General features: G+C 70.7%; 22 protein-coding genes. 7 read left to right on the top strand and 15 right to left on the bottom strand.

Going from position 1 to position 25,695, the window contains the following annotated elements:
• Positions 1 to 154: 154 nt before the first annotated feature.
• The 7 genes from SALPAC2_RS0116885 to SALPAC2_RS0116855 all read right to left on the bottom strand — a co-directional run bounded on the left by SALPAC2_RS0116885 (position 155) and on the right by SALPAC2_RS0116855 (position 9,982).
• On the bottom strand, positions 155 to 2,722 hold the full coding sequence (locus tag SALPAC2_RS0116885) for an ATP-binding protein (RefSeq protein WP_018217816.1): 2,568 nt from the start codon (positions 2,720 to 2,722) through the stop codon (positions 155 to 157).
• A 93-nt stretch (positions 2,723 to 2,815) separates the two neighbouring features.
• Positions 2,816 to 3,970 carry an acyl-CoA dehydrogenase family protein gene (locus SALPAC2_RS0116880; protein WP_018217815.1) on the bottom strand — a complete coding sequence of 385 codons (1,155 nt, stop codon included), beginning with the start codon at positions 3,968 to 3,970 and terminating at the stop codon, positions 2,816 to 2,818.
• A gap of 57 nt (positions 3,971 to 4,027) precedes the next feature.
• On the bottom strand, positions 4,028 to 5,560 hold the full coding sequence (locus SALPAC2_RS0116875; RefSeq protein ID WP_018217814.1) for an acyl-CoA carboxylase subunit beta: 1,533 nt from the start codon (positions 5,558 to 5,560) through the stop codon (positions 4,028 to 4,030).
• Positions 5,561 to 5,861: 301 nt separating this feature from the next.
• Positions 5,862 to 6,773 carry a hydroxymethylglutaryl-CoA lyase gene (locus SALPAC2_RS0116870; protein ID WP_018217813.1) on the bottom strand — a complete coding sequence of 304 codons (912 nt, stop codon included), beginning with the start codon at positions 6,771 to 6,773 and terminating at the stop codon, positions 5,862 to 5,864.
• 239 nt (positions 6,774 to 7,012) lie between these two features.
• Positions 7,013 to 8,350 carry an acetyl-CoA carboxylase biotin carboxylase subunit gene (locus SALPAC2_RS0116865; protein ID WP_018217812.1) on the bottom strand — a complete coding sequence of 446 codons (1,338 nt, stop codon included), beginning with the start codon at positions 8,348 to 8,350 and terminating at the stop codon, positions 7,013 to 7,015.
• Between the two features lie 124 nt (positions 8,351 to 8,474).
• The gene (locus tag SALPAC2_RS0116860) at positions 8,475 to 9,095 is read right to left on the bottom strand and encodes a TetR/AcrR family transcriptional regulator (protein WP_018217811.1); all 621 of its coding nucleotides are present in this window, start codon (positions 9,093 to 9,095) and stop codon (positions 8,475 to 8,477) included.
• A gap of 119 nt (positions 9,096 to 9,214) precedes the next feature.
• On the bottom strand, positions 9,215 to 9,982 hold the full coding sequence (locus tag SALPAC2_RS0116855; RefSeq protein WP_018217810.1) for an SGNH/GDSL hydrolase family protein: 768 nt from the start codon (positions 9,980 to 9,982) through the stop codon (positions 9,215 to 9,217).
• A gap of 246 nt (positions 9,983 to 10,228) precedes the next feature.
• On the opposite strand from SALPAC2_RS0116855, the gene SALPAC2_RS0116850 reads away from it, so the two are divergent.
• Genes SALPAC2_RS0116850 through SALPAC2_RS0116840 form a run of 3 tightly spaced genes read left to right on the top strand, consistent with a single transcriptional unit; the run spans position 10,229 to position 11,794 of the window.
• Positions 10,229 to 10,654, top strand: coding sequence for a CBS domain-containing protein (locus SALPAC2_RS0116850; protein ID WP_018217809.1), 426 nt, complete (start codon positions 10,229 to 10,231; stop codon positions 10,652 to 10,654).
• Positions 10,655 to 10,709: 55 nt separating this feature from the next.
• Entirely contained in the window at positions 10,710 to 11,138 is a 429-nt protein-coding gene (locus tag SALPAC2_RS0116845; RefSeq protein ID WP_018217808.1) for a SufE family protein, read from the top strand.
• 20 nt (positions 11,139 to 11,158) lie between these two features.
• Positions 11,159 to 11,794, top strand: coding sequence for a DsbA family oxidoreductase (locus SALPAC2_RS0116840; protein ID WP_018217807.1), 636 nt, complete (start codon positions 11,159 to 11,161; stop codon positions 11,792 to 11,794).
• A gap of 107 nt (positions 11,795 to 11,901) precedes the next feature.
• On the opposite strand, the gene SALPAC2_RS0116835 is transcribed toward SALPAC2_RS0116840, so the two are convergent.
• Positions 11,902 to 12,096, bottom strand: coding sequence for a hypothetical protein (locus SALPAC2_RS0116835; protein WP_018217806.1), 195 nt, complete (start codon positions 12,094 to 12,096; stop codon positions 11,902 to 11,904).
• A 134-nt stretch (positions 12,097 to 12,230) separates the two neighbouring features.
• Positions 12,231 to 12,590, bottom strand: coding sequence for a hypothetical protein (locus SALPAC2_RS0116830; RefSeq protein WP_026184816.1), 360 nt, complete (start codon positions 12,588 to 12,590; stop codon positions 12,231 to 12,233).
• Between the two features lie 117 nt (positions 12,591 to 12,707).
• Here SALPAC2_RS0116830 and SALPAC2_RS0116825 point away from each other — a divergent pair, with 117 nt between their 5' ends.
• Positions 12,708 to 17,156 (top strand): cation-translocating P-type ATPase, encoded by a 4,449-nt coding sequence (locus tag SALPAC2_RS0116825; RefSeq protein ID WP_018217804.1) that lies wholly within the window; start codon positions 12,708 to 12,710, stop codon positions 17,154 to 17,156.
• A gap of 31 nt (positions 17,157 to 17,187) precedes the next feature.
• Here the strand turns inward: SALPAC2_RS0116825 and SALPAC2_RS0116820 are convergent, their stop codons facing one another.
• A complete protein-coding gene (locus SALPAC2_RS0116820) occupies positions 17,188 to 18,141 on the bottom strand; it encodes an L-threonylcarbamoyladenylate synthase (RefSeq protein ID WP_026184815.1) in 954 nt (317 codons plus the stop codon).
• A 138-nt stretch (positions 18,142 to 18,279) separates the two neighbouring features.
• On the opposite strand from SALPAC2_RS0116820, the gene valS reads away from it, so the two are divergent.
• From valS to SALPAC2_RS0116805, 3 genes are all read left to right on the top strand, one after another.
• Complete coding sequence (gene valS / locus SALPAC2_RS0116815; RefSeq protein ID WP_026184814.1) at positions 18,280 to 20,862, top strand: valine--tRNA ligase; 2,583 nt, start codon at positions 18,280 to 18,282, stop codon at positions 20,860 to 20,862.
• 117 nt (positions 20,863 to 20,979) lie between these two features.
• On the top strand, positions 20,980 to 21,225 hold the full coding sequence (locus SALPAC2_RS0116810; RefSeq protein ID WP_018217801.1) for a FitA-like ribbon-helix-helix domain-containing protein: 246 nt from the start codon (positions 20,980 to 20,982) through the stop codon (positions 21,223 to 21,225).
• A complete protein-coding gene (locus SALPAC2_RS0116805) occupies positions 21,222 to 21,650 on the top strand; it encodes a type II toxin-antitoxin system VapC family toxin (RefSeq protein ID WP_109745395.1) in 429 nt (142 codons plus the stop codon). Before SALPAC2_RS0116810 ends, SALPAC2_RS0116805 begins: the two co-directional genes overlap by 4 nt.
• A 17-nt stretch (positions 21,651 to 21,667) precedes the next feature.
• Here SALPAC2_RS0116805 and SALPAC2_RS0116800 read toward each other — a convergent pair whose 3' ends face one another.
• The 5 genes from SALPAC2_RS0116800 to SALPAC2_RS0116780 form a co-directional block, all read right to left on the bottom strand.
• The gene (locus SALPAC2_RS0116800) at positions 21,668 to 22,534 is read right to left on the bottom strand and encodes a PhzF family phenazine biosynthesis protein (RefSeq protein WP_026184813.1); all 867 of its coding nucleotides are present in this window, start codon (positions 22,532 to 22,534) and stop codon (positions 21,668 to 21,670) included.
• Positions 22,535 to 22,569: 35 nt separating this feature from the next.
• Complete coding sequence (locus SALPAC2_RS0116795) at positions 22,570 to 23,472, bottom strand: YybH family protein (protein WP_018217798.1); 903 nt, start codon at positions 23,470 to 23,472, stop codon at positions 22,570 to 22,572.
• Between the two features lie 64 nt (positions 23,473 to 23,536).
• A complete protein-coding gene (locus SALPAC2_RS0116790; protein ID WP_026184812.1) occupies positions 23,537 to 24,523 on the bottom strand; it encodes a sigma-70 family RNA polymerase sigma factor in 987 nt (328 codons plus the stop codon).
• Positions 24,524 to 24,643: 120 nt separating this feature from the next.
• Positions 24,644 to 25,096 (bottom strand): hypothetical protein, encoded by a 453-nt coding sequence (locus SALPAC2_RS24985; RefSeq protein WP_018217796.1) that lies wholly within the window; start codon positions 25,094 to 25,096, stop codon positions 24,644 to 24,646.
• Positions 25,097 to 25,155: 59 nt separating this feature from the next.
• Positions 25,156 to 25,683: a VOC family protein gene (locus tag SALPAC2_RS0116780; protein WP_018217795.1), complete on the bottom strand. Its 528-nt coding sequence runs from the start codon at positions 25,681 to 25,683 to the stop codon at positions 25,156 to 25,158.
• Positions 25,684 to 25,695 lie beyond the last annotated feature (12 nt).

The following is a 25,695-nucleotide window of genomic DNA, read 5'->3' as shown; positions in this document are numbered from 1 at the left end:
CAATTCGGGCAGGTGAGAGTTCCCCGCCAACTAAGCTCCACATCAACGGGGGATGCACCCGGGGGAGGGCGCGGGCGACGAGCGAGGGGTAACAGAGGGGGCTCTCGCTCGCGCCGCTCCCGGGACCTGTTCAGCCGGCCACGCCGACAACGGCTCACGGCCGACGGGTAGCCGCAGCCAAAGCCTCCACCTCCGGTGGCAGCAGACAGATCCCACTGACCCGACAGACCGCATCCAGCCGATCCAGCACGGCCGGCTCCGCCGTGCTGGCGGCCAGCCCCACCAACGCCTCCACCAGGTCACGGCGATCCTGACTGTTGGCTCCCGCCTCGGCAGCGACGGCGAACCACTCGGCCGCCACCTCCCGATCACCCCGGCGCAACGCCAGCGTTCCTTCGATCAACCCACAGATCCCGTCCGCTGGAATCCAACTCAGACCCGCCGCCGGTCCCCCGGGCCGCAGCTCGGCCAGCACCTCGGTCGCCTCCGCCACGCGATCGTCCTGTGCCAGCGCCAGCCCAACCGTGCCCAGCACCCGCCGGTGGTGCCCCGGGTCACCCAGCGCCGTCAACGCCGCCAACGTCCTCCGTCCCTGGTCGACGGCGATGTCGTACCGGCCCTCAAGACGCGTGACCTCCGCCAGGTTGGCCATCGCGAGTACTCGTAGCCGCCGCTCCCCGCACTGGGCCGCGAGGCGATCGGCGGCAGCCAACCGGCGCCGAGCAGTGGCAAGGTCACCGACCCGGATCCCGTGCCAGGCCAGGTTGTTCTGCGCCACCGTCATGTCCCGGATCCGCCCGTGCCGGGTGGCCAGCGCCAATACCGCCTCGGCCTGCCCCCGTGCCTCATCGTGGTCGCCGGTGCCGGTGAACAACCTGCCCAAAACGGTACGGGCCTCCAGCTCACCGGCGACCTCGCCGGCCGACTCGAAGGCGGCGAGTGCCGCACGGGCAGCCGGCAGCTCCTCCGCCCCGGCGCCGTGCTCCGCGGCCAACCGGGCCACGCCCAGCAACGCCCACGCCCGCAGGACCGGGGAAGCGTCAGCGGTACGCGGATCCGCCAGCAACCGGCGCAGCCACTGCCGGCCGGCGACATCGCGCCCGCGAAAGCGCCACCACCGGACGAGTCCGGCCGCCAGGCCCAGCGCGGTCACCGGATCGTCGACAGCGGCATGCCCGAGTGCGGAGCTGATGTCCCCACCCACGTCGTCCAGTCGGTGCACCGCCGCGGTCAGGTCCGCGCCAACCAGGTACGGGGCCGTCTCGGCGACCAGTCCGGCCATGACCCGCGCATGTTGACGCCGGGCCGGGGTGAGTTCGCCCGCGCCGGCAGCCTGCTCGACGGCGAACTCCCGAACAGCGTCGAGCAGCCGGAATCGGAACGGCCCCGCCCCCAGGATGCTGAGTAGACCCAGCTCCCGGAGCCGATCCAGGAGCACAACCGGGTCAACGACCAGCGCCGTGCCCCCCGGTTCCGCGCCAATTCCGAGCATCTCCTCGGCCAACCTGATCGACCAGCGGTTACCGAAGATGGCGAGCCGCCGCAGGGCAGCCCGCTCCTCGGGGGTGAGCAGGAGATAGCTGGTAGCAACGGCGTCCCGCAGCGTCTCGACGACCGCAGCGGGCGTCCGCTGCGGCCGGCCCGGATCAGCAGCGTTCCAGCCCGGCCGCTCGGCGGCACCGGAAGCAGTTGCCAGATCAAGAACCCGATCGCCATACCGGTCGAGCAACTCGTTGAGGTCGAGGAGGTGCCCCCGCGCCGCCATCAGCTCGATCGCCAACGGAAGTCCACCGAGGCGGCGGACCAGCCGGGCCAGCGCCGGTAGTTCCGCCGCCGTCGGCGGATTCGGTCGGACCAGCTCGAGCCGGGCGGTGAACAGCGCCACCGCCGGATACTGGGCGAGGGCCTCCGGGCCAGCCTCGTCGCGGTCCGGCGGTGGCGTATCGAGCGGGGCCACCGGCCGGACCCGCTCACCGCGCAGCCCGACCGGGTGCCGACCGGTGACCAGCACCCACAGGGACGGCACCGCGGTCGCGAGTTGGTGCAGGGCTTCGGCGACCGGGCCGGGAGCCCGCTCCACGGCGTCCACAAGTAGCAGTGCCGGCTGGCCGGCGAGCCGGGTGGCCAGCTCGGGGAGGCGAGCTACTCCGAAGGCCGCCGCTGAGGCGGCAAGCAGCTCCGCGACATCCGTTCCCTCCCCGGTGAGGACCCCGGCTACCCCACCCGGGAGGTGCCCGGTGGCCGCTTGGGCCACCGACAGCGCCAGCGCCGTCTTGCCGACTCCAGCCAATCCGACCAGGCTGACCAGCCGGGCTGTCGGCTCGCCGCTGAGCATCCCGACCAGCTCGGCCACGTCACGCTCCCGGCCGATCAGCTCGGGGGCCGGGGGCAGCGCGGTCGGCCGTACCATGCCGTCCGGGCCGACGTGGAACACCGACTCGGGCTCCGGGTACCGGGGCGTCGGCAGCTGTCGGGCGGCGGCGACAAAGGTGGACCGCGCTGCCCCGGCCAACCCAAGGGCGGTCGCGAGCAGTTCGACGGTGGTCCGCTGGGGCCGCGACGAACGGCCCCGCTCCACGTCCCGCACAGTCCGGACCCCGACTCCGGCCCGGCCCGCCAGTTCGGCCTGGGTCAGGCCGGCGGCCAGCCGGTGTCCGCGGAGTAGGTCGGGCAGCCCCGCCGGGCCGCCGGACCACCGCGAATAGTCATCCTCCGGGCTCATGGCCAGGAAGGGTACGGATCAACGACGATCGCCAAAAGACCCTCGTCGCCCTAATGACCGGCTCCTGGATCCCGGATCCCGGCCAAGCTTCCGCTACAGCCCCAGCTCCCGTGCAATGATCATGCGCTGCACCTCGGAGGTACCCTCACCGATCTCCAGGATCTTGGCGTCCCGCCAGAATCGGGCCACCGGAAACTCGTTCATGAAGCCGTACCCGCCGTGGATCTGGGTGGCGTCCCGAGCGTTGTCCACCGCGATGGTGCTGGCGTGCAGCTTGGCGATGGCCGCCTGGCGCTTGAACGGTTCTCCGGCGAGCATCCGCGCCGCCGCGTCGTAATATGCCAGCCGGGCGGTGTGCACCCGCAGCTCCATGTCCGCAATCTTGAATTGAATCGCCTGGTTGGCCCCGATCGGACGGCCGAAGGCGTGCCGTTCCTTGGCATACCGGACCGACTCGTCCACACAGCCCTGGGCCAAGCCGACGGCGAGGGCGGCGATCGCGATCCGCCCCTCGTCGAGAATCCGCAGGAACTGCGCGAAGCCCCGGCCCCGCTCGCCAAGCAAGTTTCCCGCCGGCACCCGACAGTCGTCGAAGGTCAGCTCGTGCGTGTCGGAGGCCGTCCAGCCCACCTTGGAGTATCCCGGCGCCACGGTGAAGCCCGGGGTTCCGGTCGGCACGATGATCGTGGACAGCTCCTTTGAACCATCCGGCCTGGTACCGGTGACCGCCGCGACCGTGACCAGCTCGGTGATGTCGGTCCCGGAGTTGGTGATGAACGCCTTCGACCCGTTGATCACCCACTCGTCCGTCGACTCGTCGAGTACGGCCCGGGTCTGGGTTCCCCCGGCATCCGAGCCGAATCCCGGCTCAGTCAACCCGAACGCGGCCAGCGCCGTGCCGTTGAGTAGCCGCGGCAGCCACTGTGCCCGCTGCTCGTCCGTACCGAACCGGTAGATGGGCATCGCACCGAGCGAGACCGCCGCCTCGAGCGTGATCGCCACGCTGGAGTCGATCCGGGCAAGCTCCTCCAGTACCAAGCAGAGCGCGAAGTAGTCACCCCCCATGCCGCCGTGCTCCTCCGGAAAGGGGAGACCGAACAGACCCATCTTTCCCATCTGGCGAATAGCGTCGTACGGGAAGGTGTGCTGCTCGTAGTGGTCGGCGATGACTGGAGCGACCACCTCGCGGGCGAAGTCGCGGACGCTCGCCCGCAGCGCCTCGTGCTCCTCGGTGAGTCGAAAGTCCATGGATTCCTCCTGGTGGGGGTTGGGCCACCCGACGCTCGTGACGCCGGGGCGGCCGGGTCAGACGGGGGTGACGCCGTGCCGGCGGGTGGCGAAGTGGCGATCCTTGCCGCGGGCGGCGGCGAACCGGCGAATCAGCTCGCCTCGCAGTTCGGGTGGTTCCACGATCGCGTCGACCACCAGTTCGCTGGCGAGCCGGACGATGTCGATGTCCTGCTCGTACTCCTCGCGCCGGGCGGCGACGAAGGCCGCCCGTTCGCCCTCGTCCCCGATGGCCCCGATCTTGTTGGCGTAGACCGCGTTCACCGCCGCCTCCGCCCCCATCACGGCGATCTTCGCGGTCGGCAGGGCGATCGTGGCGTCCGGCTCGAACCCGGGGCCGGCCATCGCGTAGAGGCCAGCGCCGTAGGCCTTGCGCACCACCACACAGATCTTGGGTACGGTCGCCTCGGAGATCGCAGTGATCATTTTTGCGCCGTGCCGAATGATGCCCTGCTTCTCCACCGCGCTGCCGACCATGAACCCGGGCACGTCGGAGAGGAACAGCAGCGGTACGTTGAACGCGTCACAGAGCTGCACGAACCGGGTCGCCTTGTCGGCCGAGTCAACGAAGAGCACGCCCCCCTTGAACATCGAGTTGTTGCCGACCACGCCAACGACCTCGCCGTTGAGCCGACCAAAGCCGATGGTCAACTCCTTGGCCCACAGCGCCTGGATCTCGAAGAAGCTCCCCTGATCGAGCAGCCCCTTCGCGTACCGGCGCATGTCGAACGCCTGCCGCTCACTGGCCGGCACCAGCGCCGCCAGATCGGCCTTCGCCGGCGCATCGACGGCGGGCGCCGGCGGCGGCGCCTGCGTCCAGTTTGTCGGCAGGTACGACAGGTAGCGCCGCACGACGTCAAGCGCGTCGGCCTCACTCCGGCAGAGGAAGTGCCCGACGCCGGATTCGGCGCAGTGCACCCGGGCCCCGCCCATCGCCTCCAGCGTGGTCTGCTCTCCGGTGACCATCTCGACCATGCGGTCCGAGCCCAGGTACATGCTGGCATTTCCCTCGACCATGGCGACCACGTCGCAGAAGGCCGGGATGTACGCCCCACCGGCCGCGCTCGGTCCGAAGAGCGCGCAGACCTGGGGGATCGAGCCGGACGCGCGGACCTGGTTCCAGAAGATCTTTCCGGCGCCACGCCGGCCGGGGAACAGATCCACCTGATCGGTGATCCGGGCACCGGCCGAGTCGACCAGGTAGACCATCGGAACCTTGGTCGCGTAGGCCCGCTCGATGATCCGGATGATCTTTTCGACGGTCCGGGCTCCCCAGCTGCCCGCCTTGACCGTGGAGTCGTTGGCCATCACACAGACGGGGCGGCCGTCGATGGTGGCGGTTCCGGTGATCACGCCGTCGGCGGGCAGCGCTTCGGCCTGCGCATTGGCATAGAGCCCGTCCTCGACCAACGACCCCTCGTCAACCAGGAACGCGACCCGTTCCCGGGCGAAGAGCTTGCCCTTCGCGGCATTCGCCGCATGGTACTTGTCCGCGCCCCCGGCCCGGGCCCGCTTCCGTAGCTGTTCCAGCGCCTCACGATCGAGCGTCACGCCGACTCCTCCTGTGCCGCCGCTCCCGGTCCGGCGCGCGTTCGCGCGCACCACCGAGCCTACCTGAACGATCGTTAGGGTAACGCACCACGCCCACGATTTGCCTGCCCGCTCCGAGCGGATTCGGGACACCAACGCCCGGCTCCACGCCAACGCCCGGCCCCACGACAACGACCACCGTGCGGCCGAGACCGACCGCACGGTGGTGAGAGCCAGCCCGGCGCGGGGGGCCAGCCAGGCCCGGGGGGCCAGCCAGGCCCGGGGGGCCAGCCCGGCGCAGGGGCTTATTCAGGTGGGGGCGTCAGGCAGGCGAGGCAGCCAGCCGGGTCCGCGGGCCGGCGCGGAGCACACCGCTGGGCAGGCTTCGGCCGACCAACTCCTCGGCCAGTTCGGCGACCTCGATCAGGGCGGCCAGGTCGATGCCGGTGTCGATACCCATGTCGTGCAGCAGATGCACGGCCTCCTCGGTGGCCAGGTTGCCGCTGGCCCCGGGCGCGTACGGACAGCCACCCAGCCCCCCGACGCTGGCGTCGAACTCGGTCACCCCCAGCTCGACAGCGGTCAGCAGGTTCGCCAGGGCAGTGCCGCGGGTGTTGTGGAAGTGCAGCAGCACCGGTACGTGTGCGTCACGATCTCGTACGGCCGTCACCAACTCACGGACCCGGCGGGGCGTCGCCATGCCGGTGGTGTCGCCGAACGCCACCCGATCGGCGCCGTCGCGCACCACCCGGTCCACGATCCCGGCCACTCGAACGGGGTCAATGTCCCCCTCGTACGGGCAGCCGAAGCTGGTCGCGACGATAACCTCCGCCCGAGCACCGGCGTTGTGGAGCAGCTCGACCAACTCGGCGATGTCGTCCAGCGACTCGTCGGTGGAGCGGTTGACGTTGCGCCGGTTGTGGGTGTCGCTGGCGGAGACCACCACCTCGATCTCGGTGAACCCGGCGGCCAACGCGCGCTGGGCACCGCGGGTGTTCGGCACCAGCGCCGAGTAGCGCACCCCTTCGGTCTGCTCCGCCCGCCGCCACACCTCGTCGGCGTCGGCCATCTGCGGGATCGCCTTCGGATGCACAAAGGACACCGCTTCGATCCGCCCAACCCCGGTTCGGGAGAGCGCATCGAGCAGTCGTACCTTCGCCTCGGTCGGAATCGGCTCCTCGTTCTGGAGACCGTCGCGCGGCCCAACCTCCCGAATAGCCACGAATCCCGGCATATTACCCATGGGCCACCTCACTGTGACGCGCTCTGGTCCGACTCCCCCAGCATGTCACCCGCGGCCTCAGCCGAGTCGATCGCGTAATCACGGGAGTCGACGCAGTGCGGCGACCAGCCAGCCCGATCGGGGATCAGCTCTCCCCGACCCCGGGGTCACTACCCGGACCCCGGGGTCACTACCTCGACCCCGGGGTCAACATCAAGACGGGTACGGTCCACGCATCCGAGCAGCCGCCGTCAGCGCATGCGGGAGACGATGCCGGTGTCGTAGTCGCCGGAGAGGAACTCCGGGTTGTCCAACAGTTCGGCGAAGAAGGGCAGGTTGTTCTTCGGCCCAGCGAGCTGGAACTGCGCCACCGCGGCCCGCGCCCGACTGATCGCTTCGGCACGGTCCGCGCCACTGACGATCAGCTTGGCCATCAGGCTGTCGTAGAACGGGGTCACCGTGTTGCCGGCGCCATAACCCGAATCGACGCGGACGCCCTCGCCGGTCGGTTCGGTCCAGGTGGTGATCGCCCCCGGCCCGGGCAGGAAACGCTTCGGGTCCTCGGCGTTGACCCGCAGCTCAATCGCGTGCCCGCGCGGCGTCAAGGCATCCGGGTCGAACGTCGGCGGCAGCCCGGCGGCCACCCGCAGCTGCTCCTCGACCAGGTCAACCCCGTAGACCAGCTCGGTGACCGGATGCTCGACCTGCAGTCGCGTGTTCATCTCCAGGAAGAAGAACTCGCCGGTGCTGGGGTCGAGCAGGCATTCGACCGTGCCGGCGTTGCGGTAGCCGACCGCCTCGCCCGCCCGCACCGCCGCGGCCAGCAACCGGGACCGAAGCTCCGGGGTGACCGCCGGGGAGGGGGACTCCTCGACCAACTTCTGGTTCCGTCGCTGCACCGAGCACTCGCGCTCGCCGAGCGCCACCACCCGGCCGTCGGCCAAGCCGAGAATCTGCACCTCGACGTGGCGCACCCGGGGGAAATACCGTTCGAGCAGGACGGACCCGTCCCCGAACATCCGCTCGGCGAACGCGCGCACCTTGTCGTACTCGGTGCGGAGCGCGGTCTCGTCGTTCGCGATTCCCATGCCCATGCCGCCCCCGCCAGCGGCGGCCTTGACCATCACCGGGTAGCCGATCTCTGCCGCCGCGTTGACCGCCGCGGCAAGGTCCACCGCCGGTTCCGTGGTGCCCGGCGCGACCGGCACCCCGGCCGCCGCCATCAGATTCCGGGCGTTGATCTTGTCACCCATCGCGGTGATCGCGTCCGAACCCGGCCCGACCCAGAGCAGACCACTCGCCGCGACGGCCTGGGCGAAGTCGGCGTTCTCCGACAGGAAGCCGTAGCCGGGGTGGATCGCCTGCACGCCGGTCGACTTCGCGGCGGCGAGGACAGCCTCGACATTCCGGTAACTCTGCGCCGGATTCGCCGGACCGACGCAGACCGCCTGGTCGGCCTCGGTCACAAACGGCAGGCTGGCGTCCGCCTCCGAGTGCACCGCCACCGCCCGGACACCGAGCCGCTTCGCGGTCCGGATGATCCGGCGGGCGATCTCGCCCCGATTGGCGACCAGCAATGACTCGATCATGTTTCCTCCAGCGTCCGGGGGTCGAACGGAAGCTAGGGAACCATGCCGCCCCGGTTACTGACGAGTCAGTGTGCGGCACAGCCACTCGATCCAGCCTGGGACAGGCTCGGCCTGAGGCCAGTACTCAACGTGCTGTCGGCGCCAACAGCGCAGCCAGTGTCGCGCTCCGGAGCAGCTCGGCTCGGCGCTGCCGGTCCACCACGCCACCGAGGAACGGGGTCGAGTTCATCAGGCCAAAGGCGGCGTGGGCCAGCACCCGCGCCTCGTTGTCGGGCAGGCCCGGGTGCGACGCGGTCAGCACGCTGACCCACTCCTCGACGTACAGCCGCTGGAGCCGGCGGATGCGGCGACGCGGTTGGTCAGGTAGTCGGTCCAGCTCGTGCAGGTGCAGGGCGATCACCGCCGGTTGGGCCAACGCGAAGTCGACATGGAAGTCGATCAGCGACTCCAACGCGGCGCGAGGGTCGTCGGGATGGGCCGACGCCCGCTCCCGGCCGCCGGTGAGCAGCCCTTCGCTGACCGGGATCAACGCGGCGACCAGCATCGCCTCCTTGCCGGCGAAGTGGTGGTAGAGCGCCGGACCGGTGACCCCGGCGGCAGCGCCGATGTCATCCATCGACACACCGTGGTAGCCCCGGGCGGCGAACAACCCGACCGCGATCTCCAGGATCTCGTCCTTACGGGACCGACGCCGGCCACTGCCCGTATCGCCGTTCGCCGCTCTGGGCGACTGCTGCACCGTCACGGGGAAAGCGTAGTCCGCAGGCTCCACCGCGTGCAGCGGTCCCGGCCGTGCCCCGGATTCCCGAAGCGCGGCCGGGACAGGACCCAGGCGCGGTGGACGCTTGGGCAGAGCGGAGCCGGTCAGCCCTGCAACGGGGTCAGGTCGGGGCGCTTAGCGGTGACCGTGTCGCCGGAGCTGCGACCGGTGAGGCGACGCGTCAGCCAAGGTGCCAGGTGCTGGGTGGCCCAACGGAGGTCGTCGGTACGGGCCGTCAGCCACGGCCGGGGCAGCGGACGCTCGGGGGCCAGCAACCACTCCTCGGCACAGCTGACCCCCAGCGCGGACAGCACCTGGGCGGCCACCCGCCGGTGCCCGGCCGAGGAGAGATGTAACCGATCGGTGCTCCACAACATCGGATTCAGGTACGTGTCGTCGGCGTACAGGTCGACCAGGATCGCGCCGTGCCGTTCCGCCGTGTCACCAACCGCCTGGTTGAGCAGCTGCACTCGAGGGGCGACCAGCCGCTGCCCGGGCAGGCGGGCCAGGACGTCGGCGAAGCGGAACAGGACCACGTCAGCCCCGCCCGCGCGTAGCCGCCCCACCACGTCGTTGAACCGCGCGATCAGGTCCTCCGGGTCGAAACTTCGCCGCAGCACGTCGTTTCCACCCGCCGCGAAACTGATCAGATCCGGCTGCATCGCCAACGCGGCGGGAACCTGCTCATCCACCACCCGAGGAAAAAGCCGACCGCGAACAGCGAGGTTCGCGTACCGGAACTCAGACCCGGCTTCCGCGGCGAGCCGGGTGGCCACCAGGTCGGCCCAGCCCCGAAAGGCGCCATCCGGGTACGTGTCGTTCAGGCCCTCGGTGAAGCTGTCCCCGACCGCCACAAAACTGCGCCAGCCCACTACACCCTCCAGGGTAGGGAAGGACCCGTGTCTCCGCCTCCGGTAGCGGCAAGCCCTGCCTGAGAAGCGATAGTTTCTCAGCAATGGTGCTTCTCTGGGTGCCCCCGGGGTCGGAGCCGGGTGACATCGAGGCGGTATGGGAGTCCGAAAGCCTCTGGCCGAAGGGATGACCGCAGCGGTAGGTGTAGTAAGGGAGAAACGGGGAACCGCGTCCCGATCGGGCTGGATCGCTACCAAAGGAGTCCCATGACCAGTTTCCGGGTCAGTGACGTGATGACGAAGCAGGTCATCTACCTGCCATTGGAGACCACCCTGGACGAAGCTGCCCGGGTGATGAAAGAGGCCGACATCGGGGACGTGGTCGCGACCGACGGCGCCACGCTCGCCGGGGTACTCACCGACCGGGACATCGTGGTTCGGGCCGTCGCCCAGCGGAGGGACCCAGCCCGGACCACCATTGGCTCCATCGTCACCCGTGAGGTCGTGATGATCGAACAAACCTGCACCGCGGGCGAGGCGGCGGCCCTCATGCGGGAACGGGGCGTACGGCGAGTACTGGTCTGCGACAACGCGCGAAAACTGGTCGGAATCGTCTCCCTCGGTGACCTCGCCCTGCGGCTCGACCCCCAGTCGACGCTCGGCCAGCTCACCGAACAAGCCCCGATGCCATGAGGTGGACGTGCCCCGCTGCCGTGAGGTCGAGGCGACCCGCCGGTAGCCTGGCGGGATGCCCGAGATGCCTCCCCGGCTGGTCGAGATCGTGGACGAGTTCGCCACGGCACCCCGTGACATCGTGCTGGAACTGCTGCTGGAGTACGCCGACGCCATCGGGCCGTTGCCGTCCGGGCACCCCGGCCGCGCGGAGCTGGAGCCGGTCCCGGAGTGCCAGACGGCACTCTTCCTGCGCGCCCGCGTGACTCCGGAGGGCAGCGTCGAGACCATCTTCGACTGCCCACCCGAGGCCGCCACCACCCGCGCCTTCGCGGGGATCCTCGCCGAAGGGCTCGCCGGCGCTCGGCCGGCGCAGGTGCTGGCCGTCCCCGACGACCTGTACCAGCGGATGGGGCTGGCCCAGGCGGTAAGCCCGCTGCGGATCCGGGGCGGTACCGCGGTGCTGGCCCGACTCAAACGCCAGGTCCGGGAACAGACGAGCTGACCCCCGGGTTGCCTTCGGTTATGGAGATCGAAATCTACAGCGACCTGGTCTGCCCCTGGTGCTACCTGGGCAAGCGCCGACTGGAGCGGGCACTCGCGTCCTACGACCGCCCCGTGACCGTCAGCTACCGACCGTTCCAGCTCGACCCGGCGCCGGTACCCGAGCCGCTGCCGCTGCTGGACGCGCTGGGCGCGAAGTTCGGCGGCCGGGAGCGCGCGCGGCAGATGGCGGACCAAGTCACGCGGGCCGCCGCCGGAGACGGCATCGAGTTCGACTTCGACCGTGCGCTCGCCGCGAACACCTTCGACGCGCATCGGCTGGTCGCCTGGGCGGCGGAGCGGGACCGGGCCGCCGAGACGGTCGAGGCGCTACACCGGGCCCACTTCCGCGACGGCATCGACATCGGCTCCCGGCCGGCGCTGGCCACGATCGCGGGTGCGGTCGGCCTGGACGCCGCGGCAGCCCACACCTTCCTCGATTCCGACGGGCAGGTAGCCGAGGTCCGTGCCCGGCTGGCCACCGCGCGGGAGCTCGGCATCACGAGCGTGCCGACCTTCGTCCTCGCCGGCCGGTACGCGGTGAGCGGCGCGCAGGATTCGTCAGCCCTGCTCGCCGCCCTGACCGAGGCCCAGCGGCACCTGACGACCGGGGCCTGATGGCGCACCCCCGGCGGCAGCCCCGGACATCGACCACGCTGATGTTTCACGTGCAACAACATTGACAAACCCCGCTACCCGGTGGCGCGGGTGCCGCTACCACCAGGTCAGCTCTCGGCGACGTAGCCCTTCCGCTCCAACAGGGCCCGATCCCGGTGGGCAGCCAACTCCTCGGCCCGTTGGGCCTCGATCCGACGTACCTCCACCTCCTCCAGGGAGTGCCGGATCGCGAGGCGGATCACTCCGTACAGGACGATGAACCCTCCGACGTACAGAATCACGGTGGTGACCACGGCGAACATGAAGCCACCGTAGGTCGGTCCGAACCGGGTGCGGCGCTGGCCGCAGAGGGGTTCCCCCGTACGTGTCCAGCGCCCACCCACCCGACCCGACCCGGGAACACCCGAGCGGCGCCGGGTACAGCTCGGCGAGGTGGTCAGGCGGTCTCCATCGCCTCCCCAAGCCCCTTGGCCAGCCCGGACAGATGCTGGTCGGCGAGCACGTGACCAGCGGTGACCACCAACGCCACCGGCCACTCGATGACCTGCAACAGAGTGAGCAGACCCACGCCCGCGTAGTACGCCAGCTTGTCCGGCGGCGGGATCGCCACCTCCCCCAGTACCGGCACGTCCACTCGACGGGTGAACGTCCGGACCATGTCCCGACTCCCACTGAGATCCCGCGTCAACATACTCATCTCGACCTCCCCGAAAAGGCGGTGACCGCCGTGGTGTTCCACCGTCGCCGCCCGCCATGCCGGCCTGGCCGGTAGAACTTCGCCGCTGGTCAGGGGCATAACGGACGGCCGGGCGGGAAGCCAGACCGCCGGGACACACGGCGTGGGAGGCGGGATGGCGTACGGGAAGAACGACACCGGGGATTCGCGCCGATACGAGTACCGCCGTACGCCTCGATGATCCCGCTCGGCCGCGTGCACGTACCGGCCGTACCGGAGCTGATGGGGCTAACGGCCCGCGGCCTCGGATCGGCCGCTGCCCGGGCCGCGCGGCTCACCGGGCTGACCCGCCGCCGGGTCTGGTCCCGCTACGGCCGACACCACATCGAGGTACACGGTGTCTGCCAGGACGGCGGGGAGCAGCTCGCCCGGCAGGTCGAAGCGGCGCTGGAACGCGTACCCGGGGTGAGCTGGGCCCGGGTGAACGCCCCCTCGGGACGGGTGGTGGTCGCCGTTGGTTCCCCCGAGCCCAGGCTGCGCGACCTGATCGCCACCGTGGCCCGCGCCGAACGCGTCAGCCCGCACGAACCGGACCCGGAGATCCCACCGCCGCACCCGCCGGAGGAGGGCCCCCGCACCCCCCGTACGCTCGGCGCCCTCGCCTCCGACGCGCTCGGTCTGACGCTCTCCGCCGCCACCCGGATCCTGCCCTTCACCCCGGTGCCGGGTGAGGTCGCCGGTCTCCTCAACGCGATTGACCTACACCCGCGGCTGCACGCCCTCGCCGACCGGGGAGTGCGCGCCGACCCGCGCGCCGACCTCCTCTTCCCGCTGGCCGAGGCGGTGGCGCAGGGCCTCGCGGGCGGCTGGACCGGCATCGTCCTGGACAGCCTCCAGCGGGTGGTGCAGTGGGGCGAGGCACGGGCCCAACTCGCCGCGTGGACAGCAGCCGAACCCCGCCTCACCGGCGCCCCGGGCCGGGCCGCCGCCCCCGTCCTGCCCGCCGAACGACCCTGCCCGAAGCCGGATGGACCGGCCGAGACGTACGTACTCCGGATGCTCCACGCGGGCGCGGCAGCCGCCGCCGCAGCAGCCCCGGTGGCCGGTCCGAAACGCGCCGCCGCACTCGGCATCGCCACCCTGCCGAAGGCCAGCGGCGCCGGCCGGGAGGGGTACGCCGCCCAGCTCGGTAGCCTGCTCGCGCGGCGCGGCGTCATCGCCATGGACCGCCGCGCGCTCCGCGAACTCGACCGGATCGACACGCTGGTGCTGGACGCCACGATCCTCGGCTCCGACCGCGGCCTCCTCAGCGACCTGGCGCCACTGGGCGACGCGGAGTTGGGCGAGGTGGGTGCTCGAGCGTTCGCCCTCTTCGACCCGGATCAGCCGGCGGCGGTCCAGCACGGCGACGGCTGGGCTCTCGGCCCGCTGGACCGGCTGGACGCGGCGGACCCGGGCGACACCGTGCACAGCGACCGGCTTCGCGCCTCCGGCAGCCGGCTCCTCGGCCTGGCACACGGCGGTCGGCTCGTCGCGCTGCTGCGGGTCGAGGCCGAGCCGGCCCCGGGCGTGGACCTCCTGCCGGCCGCCGCTCGACGCGCGGGGCTGCGACTGGCGGTAGCGGGCGACGACCCGGGCCGGTACGACTTCGCCGACGTCGTCCTCGCCGGCGGTGCCCAGCTCACCGACACCGTACGCCAGCTGCAACGCGACGGCGCGGTCGTGATGCTGCTCTCCGGTGACCGGGGGGCGCTCGCGGCAGCCGACTGCGGCCTCGGCCTGACCATCGACGAGGAGCTGCCACCCTGGGGTGCGCACCTGCTGGTCGGAACGGACCTCGGGGTCGCCGCGCTGGTGGTCGAGGCAGCTGGGGTGGCCCGCCGGATGACGCGGCAGAACATCCGGCTGGGGCTCGGGGGCGCCGGTCTCGGTACGCTGTCCGCGCTCACCGCCGCCCGGGAACAGCTCCCGGACCGGACCCAGGCCGCGGTCAACGGTACGGCGGCGCTGGCGTTCGCCCACGGCGTGTGGCGGGCCCACCACCTACCCAAACCGACCGAGGCCCCGGCCGGGCGGACGGCGGTTCCGTGGCACCTGATGCCGGTGGGAACCGTCCTCGACGAGTTGGGCAGCAGCCTCGACGGGTTGGATCCGACGGAGGCCGGCCACCGACACTCCAACCAGGTCGCCGACGGCGGGCCGACGCCGACCCTGCTCCGCGCCTTCCTGGACGAGCTGGCCAACCCGTTGACCCCGGTCCTCGCCGCCGGGGCGGTGCTCTCCGCGTCGTTCGGCTCCCTGGTCGACGCCGCCCTGGTCAGCGGGGTGGTCGGCGGCTCCGCCCTGGTTGGGGCGGTACATCAGCGCAACACCGAACGGTCGCTGGCCGAGCTACTGTCCCGTACCGCGATCACCGCCCGGGTCCGGCGGAGCGGCGCCGAACAGCAGCTACCCGCCGACAACCTGGTACCCGGCGACGTGATCATGCTGGAACCCGGTGACGCCGTACCGGCCGACTGCCGAATCCTCGAGGCCACCGGGCTGGAGGCGGACGAGTCCTCGCTCACCGGCGAGTCGTTGCCGGTTGGCAAGACCGACCGACCGGTGGCCGCGTCCGACATCGCCGACCGCCAATCGATGCTGTACGAAGGCACCACCGTCGCCGCCGGTCACGGGTTGGCCGTGGTCGTCGCCACCGGTACCGACACGGAGGCCGGCCGCAGCCTCAGCCTCGCCCGGCAGGCCCGACCCAGCGGCGGCGTCGAAGCGCGACTCGGCGGGCTCACCGGCTCGGCGATACCGCTCGCGCTCGGATCCGCCGTCGCGGTCGCCGGTGCCGGCGTCGCGCGCGGCGTACCGCTGGCGGAGACCGCCTCAACGGCCGCGAACCTGGCCGTCGCGTCGGTGCCCGAGGGGTTGCCGTTCCTGGTCAGCGCCGCGCAGCTGGCGGCGGCCCGGCGGCTGGCCGAACGCGGTGCCCTGGTGCGTAACCCCCGCACGATCGAGGCGTTGGGGCGCGTTGACGTGCTCTGCTTCGACAAGACCGGCACCCTGACCGAGGGACGGCTGGTGCTCTCCGGAGTTGGCGACGGTACTCGGTTCGCCACCGTTGACCGGCTCGACGACCACCTCCGCATGATCCTCGCGGTCGCGCTGCGCGCCACCCCGGACGCCGAGGACCCGGAACAGCTTCCCGAGCAGGCCGACCGGGCGATCCGCCGGGCGGCCCAGGAGACCAACACGGTGGAGCAGACCGGTGCCGAGGACTGGTGTCCCGCCGGCGGGCTTCCCTTCGAACCGTCCCGTGGCTACCACGCCACCGTCGGCACCTGCGATGCCGGCCTGGTCCTCAGCGTCAAGGGTGCCCCGGAGACCGTCCTGCCTCGCTGCCAGAGTCGGCGGACCGAGGCCGGGGTGGTGCCGCTGGACGACGCGACCCGAGCGGCGGTCCAGCAGGAGCTGCTCCGGCATGCCGGGGCCGGCCAGCGGGTGCTGGCCCTCGCCGAACGGATCATGTCCGATGAGTCCATCACCGACGGCGATGTCCAGGGCCTGACGTTCGTCGGCATCCTCGCGCTGGCCGACGGGATCCGGGCTAGCGCCGCGCCGGCGGTGGAGAGCATCCGCAAGGCGGGGGTGCACACAATCATGATCACCGGTGACCACCCGGCCACCGCCGAGGCGATCGCCTCGGTGATCAGCCCCGGTGATGGGCAGCGGGTGGCGACCGCCAACGACCTCGTGGACCTCGACGACGAGGCGCTGGCGGCCCGCCTGGTCACCACCGACGTCGTGGCGCGGTGCACCCCGGCCCACAAGGTACGGATGATCCAGGTGCTCCGGACCTGCGGTCGCACCGTGGCGATGACCGGCGACGGCGCCAACGACGCACCCGCGATCCGCCTCGCCGACGTCGGCATCGCCCTCGGACAGCGCGGCACCCCCGCGGCTCGCGCGGCGGCCGACCTGGTGGTCCTGGACGACCGGCTGGAGACCATCATCGCCACCCTCGCCGAAGGGCGGGCCATGTGGTCGTCGGTCCGGCACGCACTGAGCATCCTGTTCGGCGGCAACCTCGGCGAGATCGCGTTCAGCATCGTCACCGCCGCCGCTGACGGCCGATCCGCGCTCAACGGCCGGCAACTGCTGCTCGTCAACCTGCTCACCGACCTGGCCCCCGCCCTGGCCGTGGCGGTCCGGCCACCCCCGCCGGAGCAGAGCGAGAACCTGCTCCGGGAAGGGCCCGACACCTCCCTCGGTGCCACCCTCAACCGGGAACTCGGCGTCCGCGCCACCTCCACCGCGCTCGGCGCCACCGCCGGCTGGATGCTGTCCCGGTGGGCGGCGGCGTCACCCCGTCGGGCCGGCACGGTAGCCCTGGTGTCGCTGATCGGCACCCAGCTCGGCCAGACCCTGCTGGCCGGCGGCACCACCCGCGGCGTCCTGCTCACCACCGCCGGCTCGGTGGGGGTACTCGTACTGGTCGTACAGACCCCCGGCCTCAGCCACTTCTTCGGCTGCACCCCGCTCGGCCCGATCAGCTGGACCATCGCCACCGGCTCCGCGGCCGGCGCCGCCCTCGCCAACGGCACGGTCGCCCGCCTGGTGGAGCAGCTACCGGCCCCGCCCCGCCCCGGAGTGGACCTGCCCGACCTGCTCGCCCGCCTCCGTGGGCACGGCAGCTAGCGCCGGGACGAAGGTCGTCTCCGCACGTCGGCTACGTCCAGGTAGCGGCGGCACGGCGCAACCGGTCGTTGATGGCCCGGCCCACCCCCACCTCGGGCACCGGTTCCACCAGGATCTCGTCCACGCCGGCAGCATCCAGTCGATGTAGCGCGTCGAACAACCGGGCCGCCGCCTCGGTCAGGTCGCCCCTGCTGGACAGCACCTCCACCGCCGCCCAGTCCCCCACCGGAGCACCGCGGAAGCCCAGGAAACCCCGTCGGGCGACGCCGCCGTCCGCCGGCTCGGCATCGGTGACCAACCGCAGCCGCGTACGCGGGGCGTAGTGCGCCGCCAGCGTCCCCGGTGCCACCGGTTGCCCCGAACTGCCCGGCCGGACCAGCACCGGACCGACCGCCTCCTGCAGCGACTCCACCGGCAGCGCGCCCAACCGCAGCACCACCGGGCGGTCGCCCCGCGCGTCCACGATCGTCGACTCGATCCCACACCGGGTCGGCCCACCGTCGAGCACCACGTCAACGGCCGCCCCTAACCCCGCCACCACGTGCTCGGCCCGGGTCGGGCTGAGCTGACCGAACCGGTTCGCGCTCGGTGCCGCCACCGGCACCCCGGCCGCCGCGATCAACTCGCGCGTCGCCGCGTGGTCCGGCACCCGCACCGCCATCGTCTCCAGCCCGGAGGTGACGATCGGCGGGATCACCGCCGGCCGGTCCACGATCAGCGTCAACGGCCCGGGCCAGAACCGCTCGGCCAGCACCGCCACCGCCGCCGGCACCGTACCCACCAGCTTCTCCAGCTCCGCCGCCTCAGCCAGGTGACTGATCAGCGGGTCGAAGCTCGGTCGCGCCTTGGCCGCGAAGATCCGAGCCACCGCCGGGGCGTCCAGCGCGTTCGCGCCCAAGCCGTACACCGTCTCGGTGGGCAGGGCCACCAGACCACCGGCCCGTAGGACGGCAGCGGCCTCGGCGACACCGCTGTCAGCGGGCAGTACTCGCGGCGTGCTCACGCCTCGACGCTAACCTGCCGGGCCCGCTCCCCCGCCGCCGACCCGATCAGCGGGCGGAAAACCATTGGACCAACGGCATATAGTCCGACCGTGACCGAGAACACCACGAAGCGTTTAGCCGTGCCGGCCAAGGCGTCCCTTGAGGGCATCGAGAAGGCCTGGTCGCGGGTATGGGAGCAGAACGGCACCTATCGCTTCGACCGCTCGGTAACCCGGGACGAGGTCTACTCGATCGACACCCCGCCACCGACGGTCAGCGGGGCGCTGCACGTCGGTCACGTCTTCTCCTACACCCACGCCGACGCCATCGCGAGGTTCCAGCGAATGCGGGGCCGGACGGTCTTCTACCCGATGGGGTGGGACGACAACGGTCTGCCCACCGAGCGGCGGGTGCAGAACTACTACGGGGTGCGGTGCGACCCCTCCCTGCCGTACGACCCGGGCTACACGCCACCGGCCGAGCCCCCGAGCCGGCCGCAACCGATCTCCCGGCGTAACTTCGTCGAGCTGTGCCGGAACCTCACCGAGCTTGACGAGCAGGCGTTCGAGGCCCTCTGGCGGCACCTGGGCCTCTCCGTCGACTGGTCCCTGACGTACGCGACGATCGATGACCGGAGTCGGGCGATCTCCCAGCGGGCCTTCCTCCGTAACCTGGGCCGGGGTGAGGCGTACCTGGCGGACGCCCCGACCCTCTGGGACGTCACCTTCCGCACGGCCGTCGCGCAGGCCGAGTTGGAGGATCGCGAGCGCCAGGGAAACTACTACCGGCTCGCCTTCCACTCGGCGACCGGAGACAAGATCTACGTCGAGACCACTCGGCCCGAGCTGCTGCCGGCCTGCGTCGCGCTCGTCGCCCACCCGGATGACGAGCGGTACCAGCATCTCTTCGGCAGCACCGCCGTCACGCCGCTCTTCGGTGTCCCGGTGCCGATCAAGGCGCACCCGCTGGCTCAGCCGGACAAGGGCTCCGGAATCGCGATGATCTGCACCTTCGGCGACCTGACGGACGTGCTGTGGTGGCGGGAGTTGGACCTACCGACCCGGCCGGTGATGGGCCGCGACGGCCGCCTGCTCCCCGAGCCACCACCCGGGGTCGTCAACGCCGAGGCGGTGGCGGCGTACCGGATGCTCGCCGGCCTGACATCGTTCTCCGCTAAGGCGAAGATCGTGGAGCTGCTGCGCGCCGCCGGGAATCTCGAGACCGAGCCCCGCCCCACCACCCAGGCGGTCAAGTTCTACGAGAAGGGCGACAAGCCACTCGAGATCGTCACCACCCGACAGTGGTACGTCCGCAACGGTGGTCGGGACACCGAACTGCGGGGCGCGCTGGTCCGCCGGGGGCGCGAGCTGACCTGGTCCCCCGAGTTCATGCGCAGCCGGTACGAGAACTGGGTCGAGGGTCTCTCCGGGGACTGGATCATCAGTCGACAGCGCTTCTTCGGGGTGCCCATCCCGGTCTGGTACCCGCTCGACGACTCGGGCGAGCCCGACTACGAGCACCCCATCCTGCCGGACGACACGGCGCTACCCGTTGACCCCAGCAGCGACGCCCCGACCGGCTACCAGGAGAGCCAGCGCAACCAACCGGGCGGCTTCATGGCGGACCCGGATGTGATGGACACCTGGGCCACCTCCTCGCTCACCCCCGAGATCGCCGGCGGGTGGACGGTGGACGACGACCTCTTCGCCCGGGTCTTCCCGATGGATCTCCGTCCGCAGGCACACGAAATCATCCGGACCTGGTTGTTCGCCACCGTGCTCCGGTCGCATCAGGAGTTCAATCGCCTGCCCTGGAAGACCGCGCTGCTGTCGGGCTGGATCCTGGACCCGGACCGCAAAAAGATGTCGAAGTCCAAGGGAAACACGGTCACGCCGATGGCGCTCCTGGAGGAGTACGGCTCCGACGCCGTCCGGTACTGGGCGGTCAGCGGCCGTCCGGGCACCGACACGGCCTTCGACACCGGCCAGATGAAGATCGGCCGCCGACTCGCCATCAAGATCCTTAATGCCACCAAGTTCGTGCTGCGGTTCGACTCCCCGACGCTGTTGGCACCCCACCTGGCGCAGGTGACCGAACCGCTCGACCGTTCGATGCTGGCCCGCCTGGCCACCGTCGTTGACTCCGCCACCGCCGGGTTCACCCAGTACGACTACACCCGGTCGCTCGAGTGCACGGAGCAGTTCTTCTGGTCGTTCTGCGACGACTACCTGGAGCTGGTCAAGGAGCGCGCGTACGGGGAACCGGACGATCCCGCCGTCCGTTCGGCCCACGCCGCGCTCGCACTGGCGCTGCACACGCTGCTGCGACTCTTCGCGCCGATGCTGCCGTTCGTCACCGAGGAAGCCTGGTCGTGGTGGCAGGAGGGTTCGGTGCACCGGGCGGCGTGGCCGACCCGGCAGGAGCTCGTCGGCCCCGACGACTCCACCGACGCCCGTGGGGCGGCGGAATCTCATGACTCCATCGGAGCCGGAACGGAGTTGCTCGGGCTCGCCGCCGATGTGCTCGCCGCCATCCGCCGGGCGAAGTCCGAGGCGAAGCAGTCGATGCGGGTGCCGGTAGCCCAGCTCACTCTCCGCGGGCGCGCAACCGACCTCGCCGCCTTCGCTCTGGTCAGCCGGGATGTCCGGGCAGCGGGGGTGGTACGGGCGGTCGACACCGCCGAGGCGGACACGCCGTTGACGCCGGAGATCACACTCGGCTGACGGGGCCCGGGCTGCCCCGGCCCTCCGCCTCCTACCGGATCGCGGTAGGAGGCGGAGGGCCAGTCCAACCCCACCACCGGTGCTAGCATTGCTCTCATTCCTCGGTGAGGAGAAGCGATGGCAGCCCTCAGCATCAGAGATCTCGACGACGCGGTCCGGGACAAGTTACGCCGCCGCGCCGCACGGCACGGTCGATCCATGGAAGCCGAGATCCGCGACATCCTCACCGCCGCCGTCGCCGAGGACGCTCCGGCAACCGACCTGTTCAGCGCACTCACCGATCGATTCACCAGACTTGGCGGCGTCGAACTGGATCTGCCGGACCGTGCCACGCCACCCCGCGCGGCGCGGCTGCCCGAATGATGATCGTTCTCGACACCAACGTCGTCTCCGAGCTCATGCGGGCGCGGCCCGCCCCAGCGGTGCTCGCGTGGCTCCAGCAGAGTTCGAGCGCCGGCTTGTACACCACTGCCGTCACCGTCGCCGAAATCCGCTACGGCATCGCGCAGCTGCCGGAGGGTCAGCGCCGGGAATCACTGCACCAGGCGGCCAATGAGATCTTCGCCGCCTTCCCCCGCCAAGTGCTGCCCTTCGACCTCGCCGCCGCCGGCGCCTACGCCGACGTAGTCGCTGGCCGGGAGCGTCTCGGCCAACCGATCGACGGTTTCAACGCCCAGATCGCCGCCATCTGCCGCGCCCAAGCAGCCACCCTCGCCACCCGGAACACCAAGGACTTCGCGGACACCGGAATCGACGTCCTTGATCCCTGGCAAACCACGGTTAGCTGAATCGTGCGCCCGGCTGCCTACCGGGTCAAGGTAGGCAGCCGGGCGTCCAGTCGCCCTGTCGACACCGAGATCACCCGGCCCCCGACGGCGACCTGCGCACCGCCGAGCGGACGCACGTGCAGCTCGCCCCGGGTCAGTGCGGTGCCGTATCCCTGCCGGACCAGCACCGACTGGGAATGGCCGCCGCCAGTAGCGGCGAGAAATGCCGGCAGACCACCGGCAGCACCTCCGGTGGCCACATCCTCCGCGCCGGCGAGGGAGGTGGTGAACACGCGCAGCCGGACCGCGTTGTCGGAGCGGGCTACCAGGCAAATCCCACGGACGCCCTCCGCAGCGCAGTAGCTCAGCACGGCGGCTGGGTCCAACCGAACCGCCTCCAACGTGTCTGGCGGGAGGCGGACGTAGCTGCGGGCGCGGCCGGTGTCCACGACGAACGCTTCGCCGTGGACGACGCCGTCGAGCGGTAGCCGGGCACGGGCCGCTCGGACAGGGGTACGTTTGCCGGTGAGGACGACGTAGGCCATGTCCTCGTACCGGCGCACCGGCACCTCACCCACGTCGGTGCCGGCCAGCAGGTCCGTGCCGAGGGACAGTTCCCGGCAGGACCGCAGCACATGTTCGGTGGCGAGCAGCGTCTGGGTGCACACCCGCAGCCGCTCGTAGGGCGAGTAGCTGGTGACGTCCACAGTGTCAGCGTCCTGGCGTACGAACGCCGTCTCGGGGTAGCCGAGCAGGCGCGCACCGGCGGCCAGGTCTTCGGGCCGCGTATCCGGGCCCACCGTCACCACGCCGGTGACGTTTCCCATGGCGTCGGGCCCCACGAAGACCCGTACCTGCCGAAATTCGTTTCCCGCAAGACCGGGGGTGGCGCTTGGGTACCTCATGCACCGCCACGCTAGCTGCTGGTCGGCTGTTCCCGTTACGGGCGTAGGTCGGTCTTGGCCTCGCCCGTGGCTGGGTCGAAGGGGTAGGAGAGGTGCTGGTGGGTCATCAACCAGGCGCCGTCCCGGCGTTGGAAGATGCGGGTCCCGCGGGACCAGGTGTCCACTGACTGGCTGCCGGCGGACACCTCGACGTGGTTGAGCCCCCAGGCGACGGCGAGATCACCGTTGACCAGGATTTTCAGGTCGGGAACGTGCCAGGTGACGCTGCTGTCGCCGGCCGCGTCGAGCCCGGCCTTGCAGACCTCGCGGACAGCCTCGACCCCGATGCACTGCAGCGCCTGGTCATGCTCGTAGGAGACGACGTCGTCGGCGATGGGCGCCATCAGGCCGTCGAGGTCTTTGGCCGTTGTGCTGGCGAACCAGCGTTGGTGCAGCCGGCGCAGCTCCTGCTCGGCCTCAGCATGCTCCTGCTCGACGGCAGCGTGGTCCTGCTCAGTGGCGGCGTGGTCCTGGTCCGGAGCGGGGTCGGCCGCGGTGGACCCGTCGGTGAGCGGAAACGAGTGATGCTCGTGAACGATGACCCACCGGCCGGCCTGCTTGCGCAGACCGAACGTCAGCCGCAGCCGGTTTTCGGGATTGTCGGCGAAGTCACGCTCGGTGCCGCAACGCAGCAGGGCGTACGCGAAGGCGACGTCCTCGCCCGCGGTGACCTCCAGCGACTCGATGTCGAACGAGGCCCCCTGGGCCTGCCACCGGAAGAACGGTGGCCAGGTCTCGCGGTAGGCGTCGAGACCCCGCACCCCCTGCTGCGGCGGCGGCACGTCGAACATCACGATGTCCTGCGTGTGGTCGGCAAGGACCCCGGTGAGATCGCCGTGGTGGACCGCTTCGGCCCAGCGCTCGATCAGGGTACGGATCTGCTCCTCGTTGCTAGCCATGGTCGGCTCGGTCCTTCCGGGTTGATGGGTCCGTCAGGACTACAACCCGGGCCAGTCCGCAAAATCATCGCCCGCCGAGAAAATTCTCTTCCCACAGCTGGGCCGGCAGGCCGAAGGTCGGGAAGTCGGCGTCCAGGAACGAAACCACCTCGGCCACCTGCCGCCCGCGCAGCGTCAGCACATCCAGACCCGCCGGGACGTACGCGCCCCGCTCCTCGCTCCACAGGTAGGTGCCGAACGCGAGCTGCCCGTTCGCCCACGTCGGCACGAACCGCCAGCGATGCCGCCGCACCGCCTCGACCAGGAACCCGCGGACGTCTGCCCGGCCGGCGTACCACCTCGTCAGCGGCGGCATCGAGTACCGGGCGTCCTCGGTCAGCATCGCCACGATGGCGTCAACGTCACCCGCCTCCCAGGCGGTCACGTACCGCCGGGCCACCTTTCGTTGTTCCGCGTCACCGAGCGTCCGCAGGGTTTGCTGTTGGCTGCGCTCGGGGCACAGCTTCCCGACGACCTTGCGGGCCCGCTGCAGAGCGCTGTTGACCGCGGCCACCGTGGTGTCCAACACCTCAGCGACCTCACCGGCGGTGTAGCCGAGCACGTCGCGCAGCAACAGCACCGCTCGCTGTGACGCCGACAGATGCTGCAGGGCGGCGACGAACGCCAACTCCACGCTCTCCCGCGCCACGATGCGCGCTTCGGGACTCAGCCGCGCCGTCGGATCCATAAGCCGATCGGGGTACGGCTCTAGCCACGCCACCTCGGTCAGCGGCACACCCCCCGGACTCAGATCCGTGGGCAACTCGCGCCGACCCCGACGCTCAATAATCGTCAGCGCCCGGTTCGTCGCAATCTTGTACAGCCACGGCCGAATCGATCCGTGATCGTCGAAGCGACCCAGGCTGCGCCACGCCCGATCCAGGGTCTCCTGGACCGCATCCTCCGCGTCATGGACGGACCCCAGCATCCGGTAGCAGTGGACGCGGAGCTCAGCCCGCAACGGCCCCACCACCTGGCCGAAGGCATCGCCGTCACCGGCCCGCGCCGCCACCAACTGCGTCGCAGTAGCCTCGCCGGCCCGACTCGAACTGCTCTCGCGATCTTCGGCACCACTCACCAGCGCCAGGCTACATCGACAGCAGAAGATCCTGCGTCATCCCTACACCGAGCGCTACCTCCGGTTAAGGTTGTCGATGACCGCGACCTGATCCGTACCGCTGGCGCAGGTCTCGGGGATGCTGGGCATGTCGTCACCGAGCGGTGGGGTGACGTAACCGCCACCTGCAGTGAAAGTGGAACCGACCTGGACAGTGCCAGCGCCGGGCACCTCGACCCCGGTGGTGCCGCCGCCGGTCTTCAGTTCGCTTCCAGCCGGCCAGACGACGACCAGTGTCTGATTCTCCGCGGTCCGCACGGCCAGGCACTGGCCCTTGCCCACCACCAGTTCACCGTCGATTAGGGCGTCTCGGACTCCATCGGCCTTCGGTGCCACGAACGTGATGACGCCGTTCCCCTTCACGGTCCGCCCGGGGGCATCCTCCCCGCACCCGGACAGGAAGGCCATCAGCAGGACGAGCCCGACGAGCGCGTAGGCCGAGATTCGGGGGTGGAGGTAGCTCAGCACGGCGCGCCCTCCCGGTCCGCGATCACCTCAGTACCGTCATTGTCGGCCCGCTATATGAATTAACGCTCGCCGCTAGGCTCGGTGTCCAGCCGCGGCATCGCCTCCACGAGGGTTCGGTGGATGTAGGCGAGGTCGGGGTCGGACCATTCGGTGGCGCCCGCGTCGCTGCCCCCGCCGCCGTCCCAGTCCAGCTCCGGGGCCTCGGCGTGCTGGTACACCCACCACATGTTGCCCCACGGGTCACGCATTCGAGAAAAGACCGTGCCGAAAAAGTCGGTCGGCCGAGTGACGATCCGCGCGCCACACTGCACGGCCCGTGCGAGCACGCTGTCCACGCTATCGACGTAGATCTGAGTCAGTTGCGGCAGGAACGGCCAACCCGGCTTTCGCTCGCAGAACATCAAGGTCGTACCGTCGATCTCGAGCTCGGCATGCAACAGCAGACCGTCGATGTCTACAGTACGTGCCTCGAGGTGCTCTGCGCCCCCGAACACCTCCCGCAGGAAGGTCATCAGCCCGTCAGCATCGTGGACGACAAAGAACGGATTCAGTGTGGAGAACCCGGGCGGGGTGGCGATGGAATTCATGTGTCGTCCTCC

The organism is Salinispora vitiensis (assembly GCF_000378825.1).
Taxonomy (GTDB): domain Bacteria; phylum Actinomycetota; class Actinomycetes; order Mycobacteriales; family Micromonosporaceae; genus Micromonospora; species Micromonospora vitiensis.
This window is presented reverse-complemented; position numbering and strand designations above follow the sequence as displayed.

Excerpts from the sequence above, each read along its gene's own strand:
- SALPAC2_RS0116885 (WP_018217816.1), bottom strand. The coding sequence starts at position 2,722 with ATGAGCCCGGAGGATGACTATTCGCGGTGGTCCGGCGGCCCGGCGGGG.
- SALPAC2_RS0116880 (WP_018217815.1), bottom strand. The coding sequence starts at position 3,970 with ATGGACTTTCGACTCACCGAGGAGCACGAGGCGCTGCGGGCGAGCGTC.
- SALPAC2_RS0116870 (WP_018217813.1), bottom strand. The coding sequence starts at position 6,773 with ATGCCGGGATTCGTGGCTATTCGGGAGGTTGGGCCGCGCGACGGTCTC.
- SALPAC2_RS0116865 (WP_018217812.1), bottom strand. The coding sequence starts at position 8,350 with ATGATCGAGTCATTGCTGGTCGCCAATCGGGGCGAGATCGCCCGCCGG.
- SALPAC2_RS0116850 (WP_018217809.1), top strand. The coding sequence starts at position 10,229 with ATGACCAGTTTCCGGGTCAGTGACGTGATGACGAAGCAGGTCATCTAC.
- SALPAC2_RS0116845 (WP_018217808.1), top strand. The coding sequence starts at position 10,710 with ATGCCCGAGATGCCTCCCCGGCTGGTCGAGATCGTGGACGAGTTCGCC.
- SALPAC2_RS0116840 (WP_018217807.1), top strand. The coding sequence starts at position 11,159 with ATGGAGATCGAAATCTACAGCGACCTGGTCTGCCCCTGGTGCTACCTG.
- SALPAC2_RS0116835 (WP_018217806.1), bottom strand. The coding sequence starts at position 12,096 with ATGTTCGCCGTGGTCACCACCGTGATTCTGTACGTCGGAGGGTTCATC.
- SALPAC2_RS0116830 (WP_026184816.1), bottom strand. The coding sequence starts at position 12,590 with ATGCCCCTGACCAGCGGCGAAGTTCTACCGGCCAGGCCGGCATGGCGG.
- SALPAC2_RS0116825 (WP_018217804.1), top strand. The coding sequence starts at position 12,708 with ATGATCCCGCTCGGCCGCGTGCACGTACCGGCCGTACCGGAGCTGATG.
- SALPAC2_RS0116810 (WP_018217801.1), top strand. The coding sequence starts at position 20,980 with ATGGCAGCCCTCAGCATCAGAGATCTCGACGACGCGGTCCGGGACAAG.
- SALPAC2_RS0116805 (WP_109745395.1), top strand. The coding sequence starts at position 21,222 with ATGATGATCGTTCTCGACACCAACGTCGTCTCCGAGCTCATGCGGGCG.
- SALPAC2_RS0116800 (WP_026184813.1), bottom strand. The coding sequence starts at position 22,534 with ATGAGGTACCCAAGCGCCACCCCCGGTCTTGCGGGAAACGAATTTCGG.
- SALPAC2_RS0116795 (WP_018217798.1), bottom strand. The coding sequence starts at position 23,472 with ATGGCTAGCAACGAGGAGCAGATCCGTACCCTGATCGAGCGCTGGGCC.
- SALPAC2_RS0116780 (WP_018217795.1), bottom strand. The coding sequence starts at position 25,683 with ATGAATTCCATCGCCACCCCGCCCGGGTTCTCCACACTGAATCCGTTC.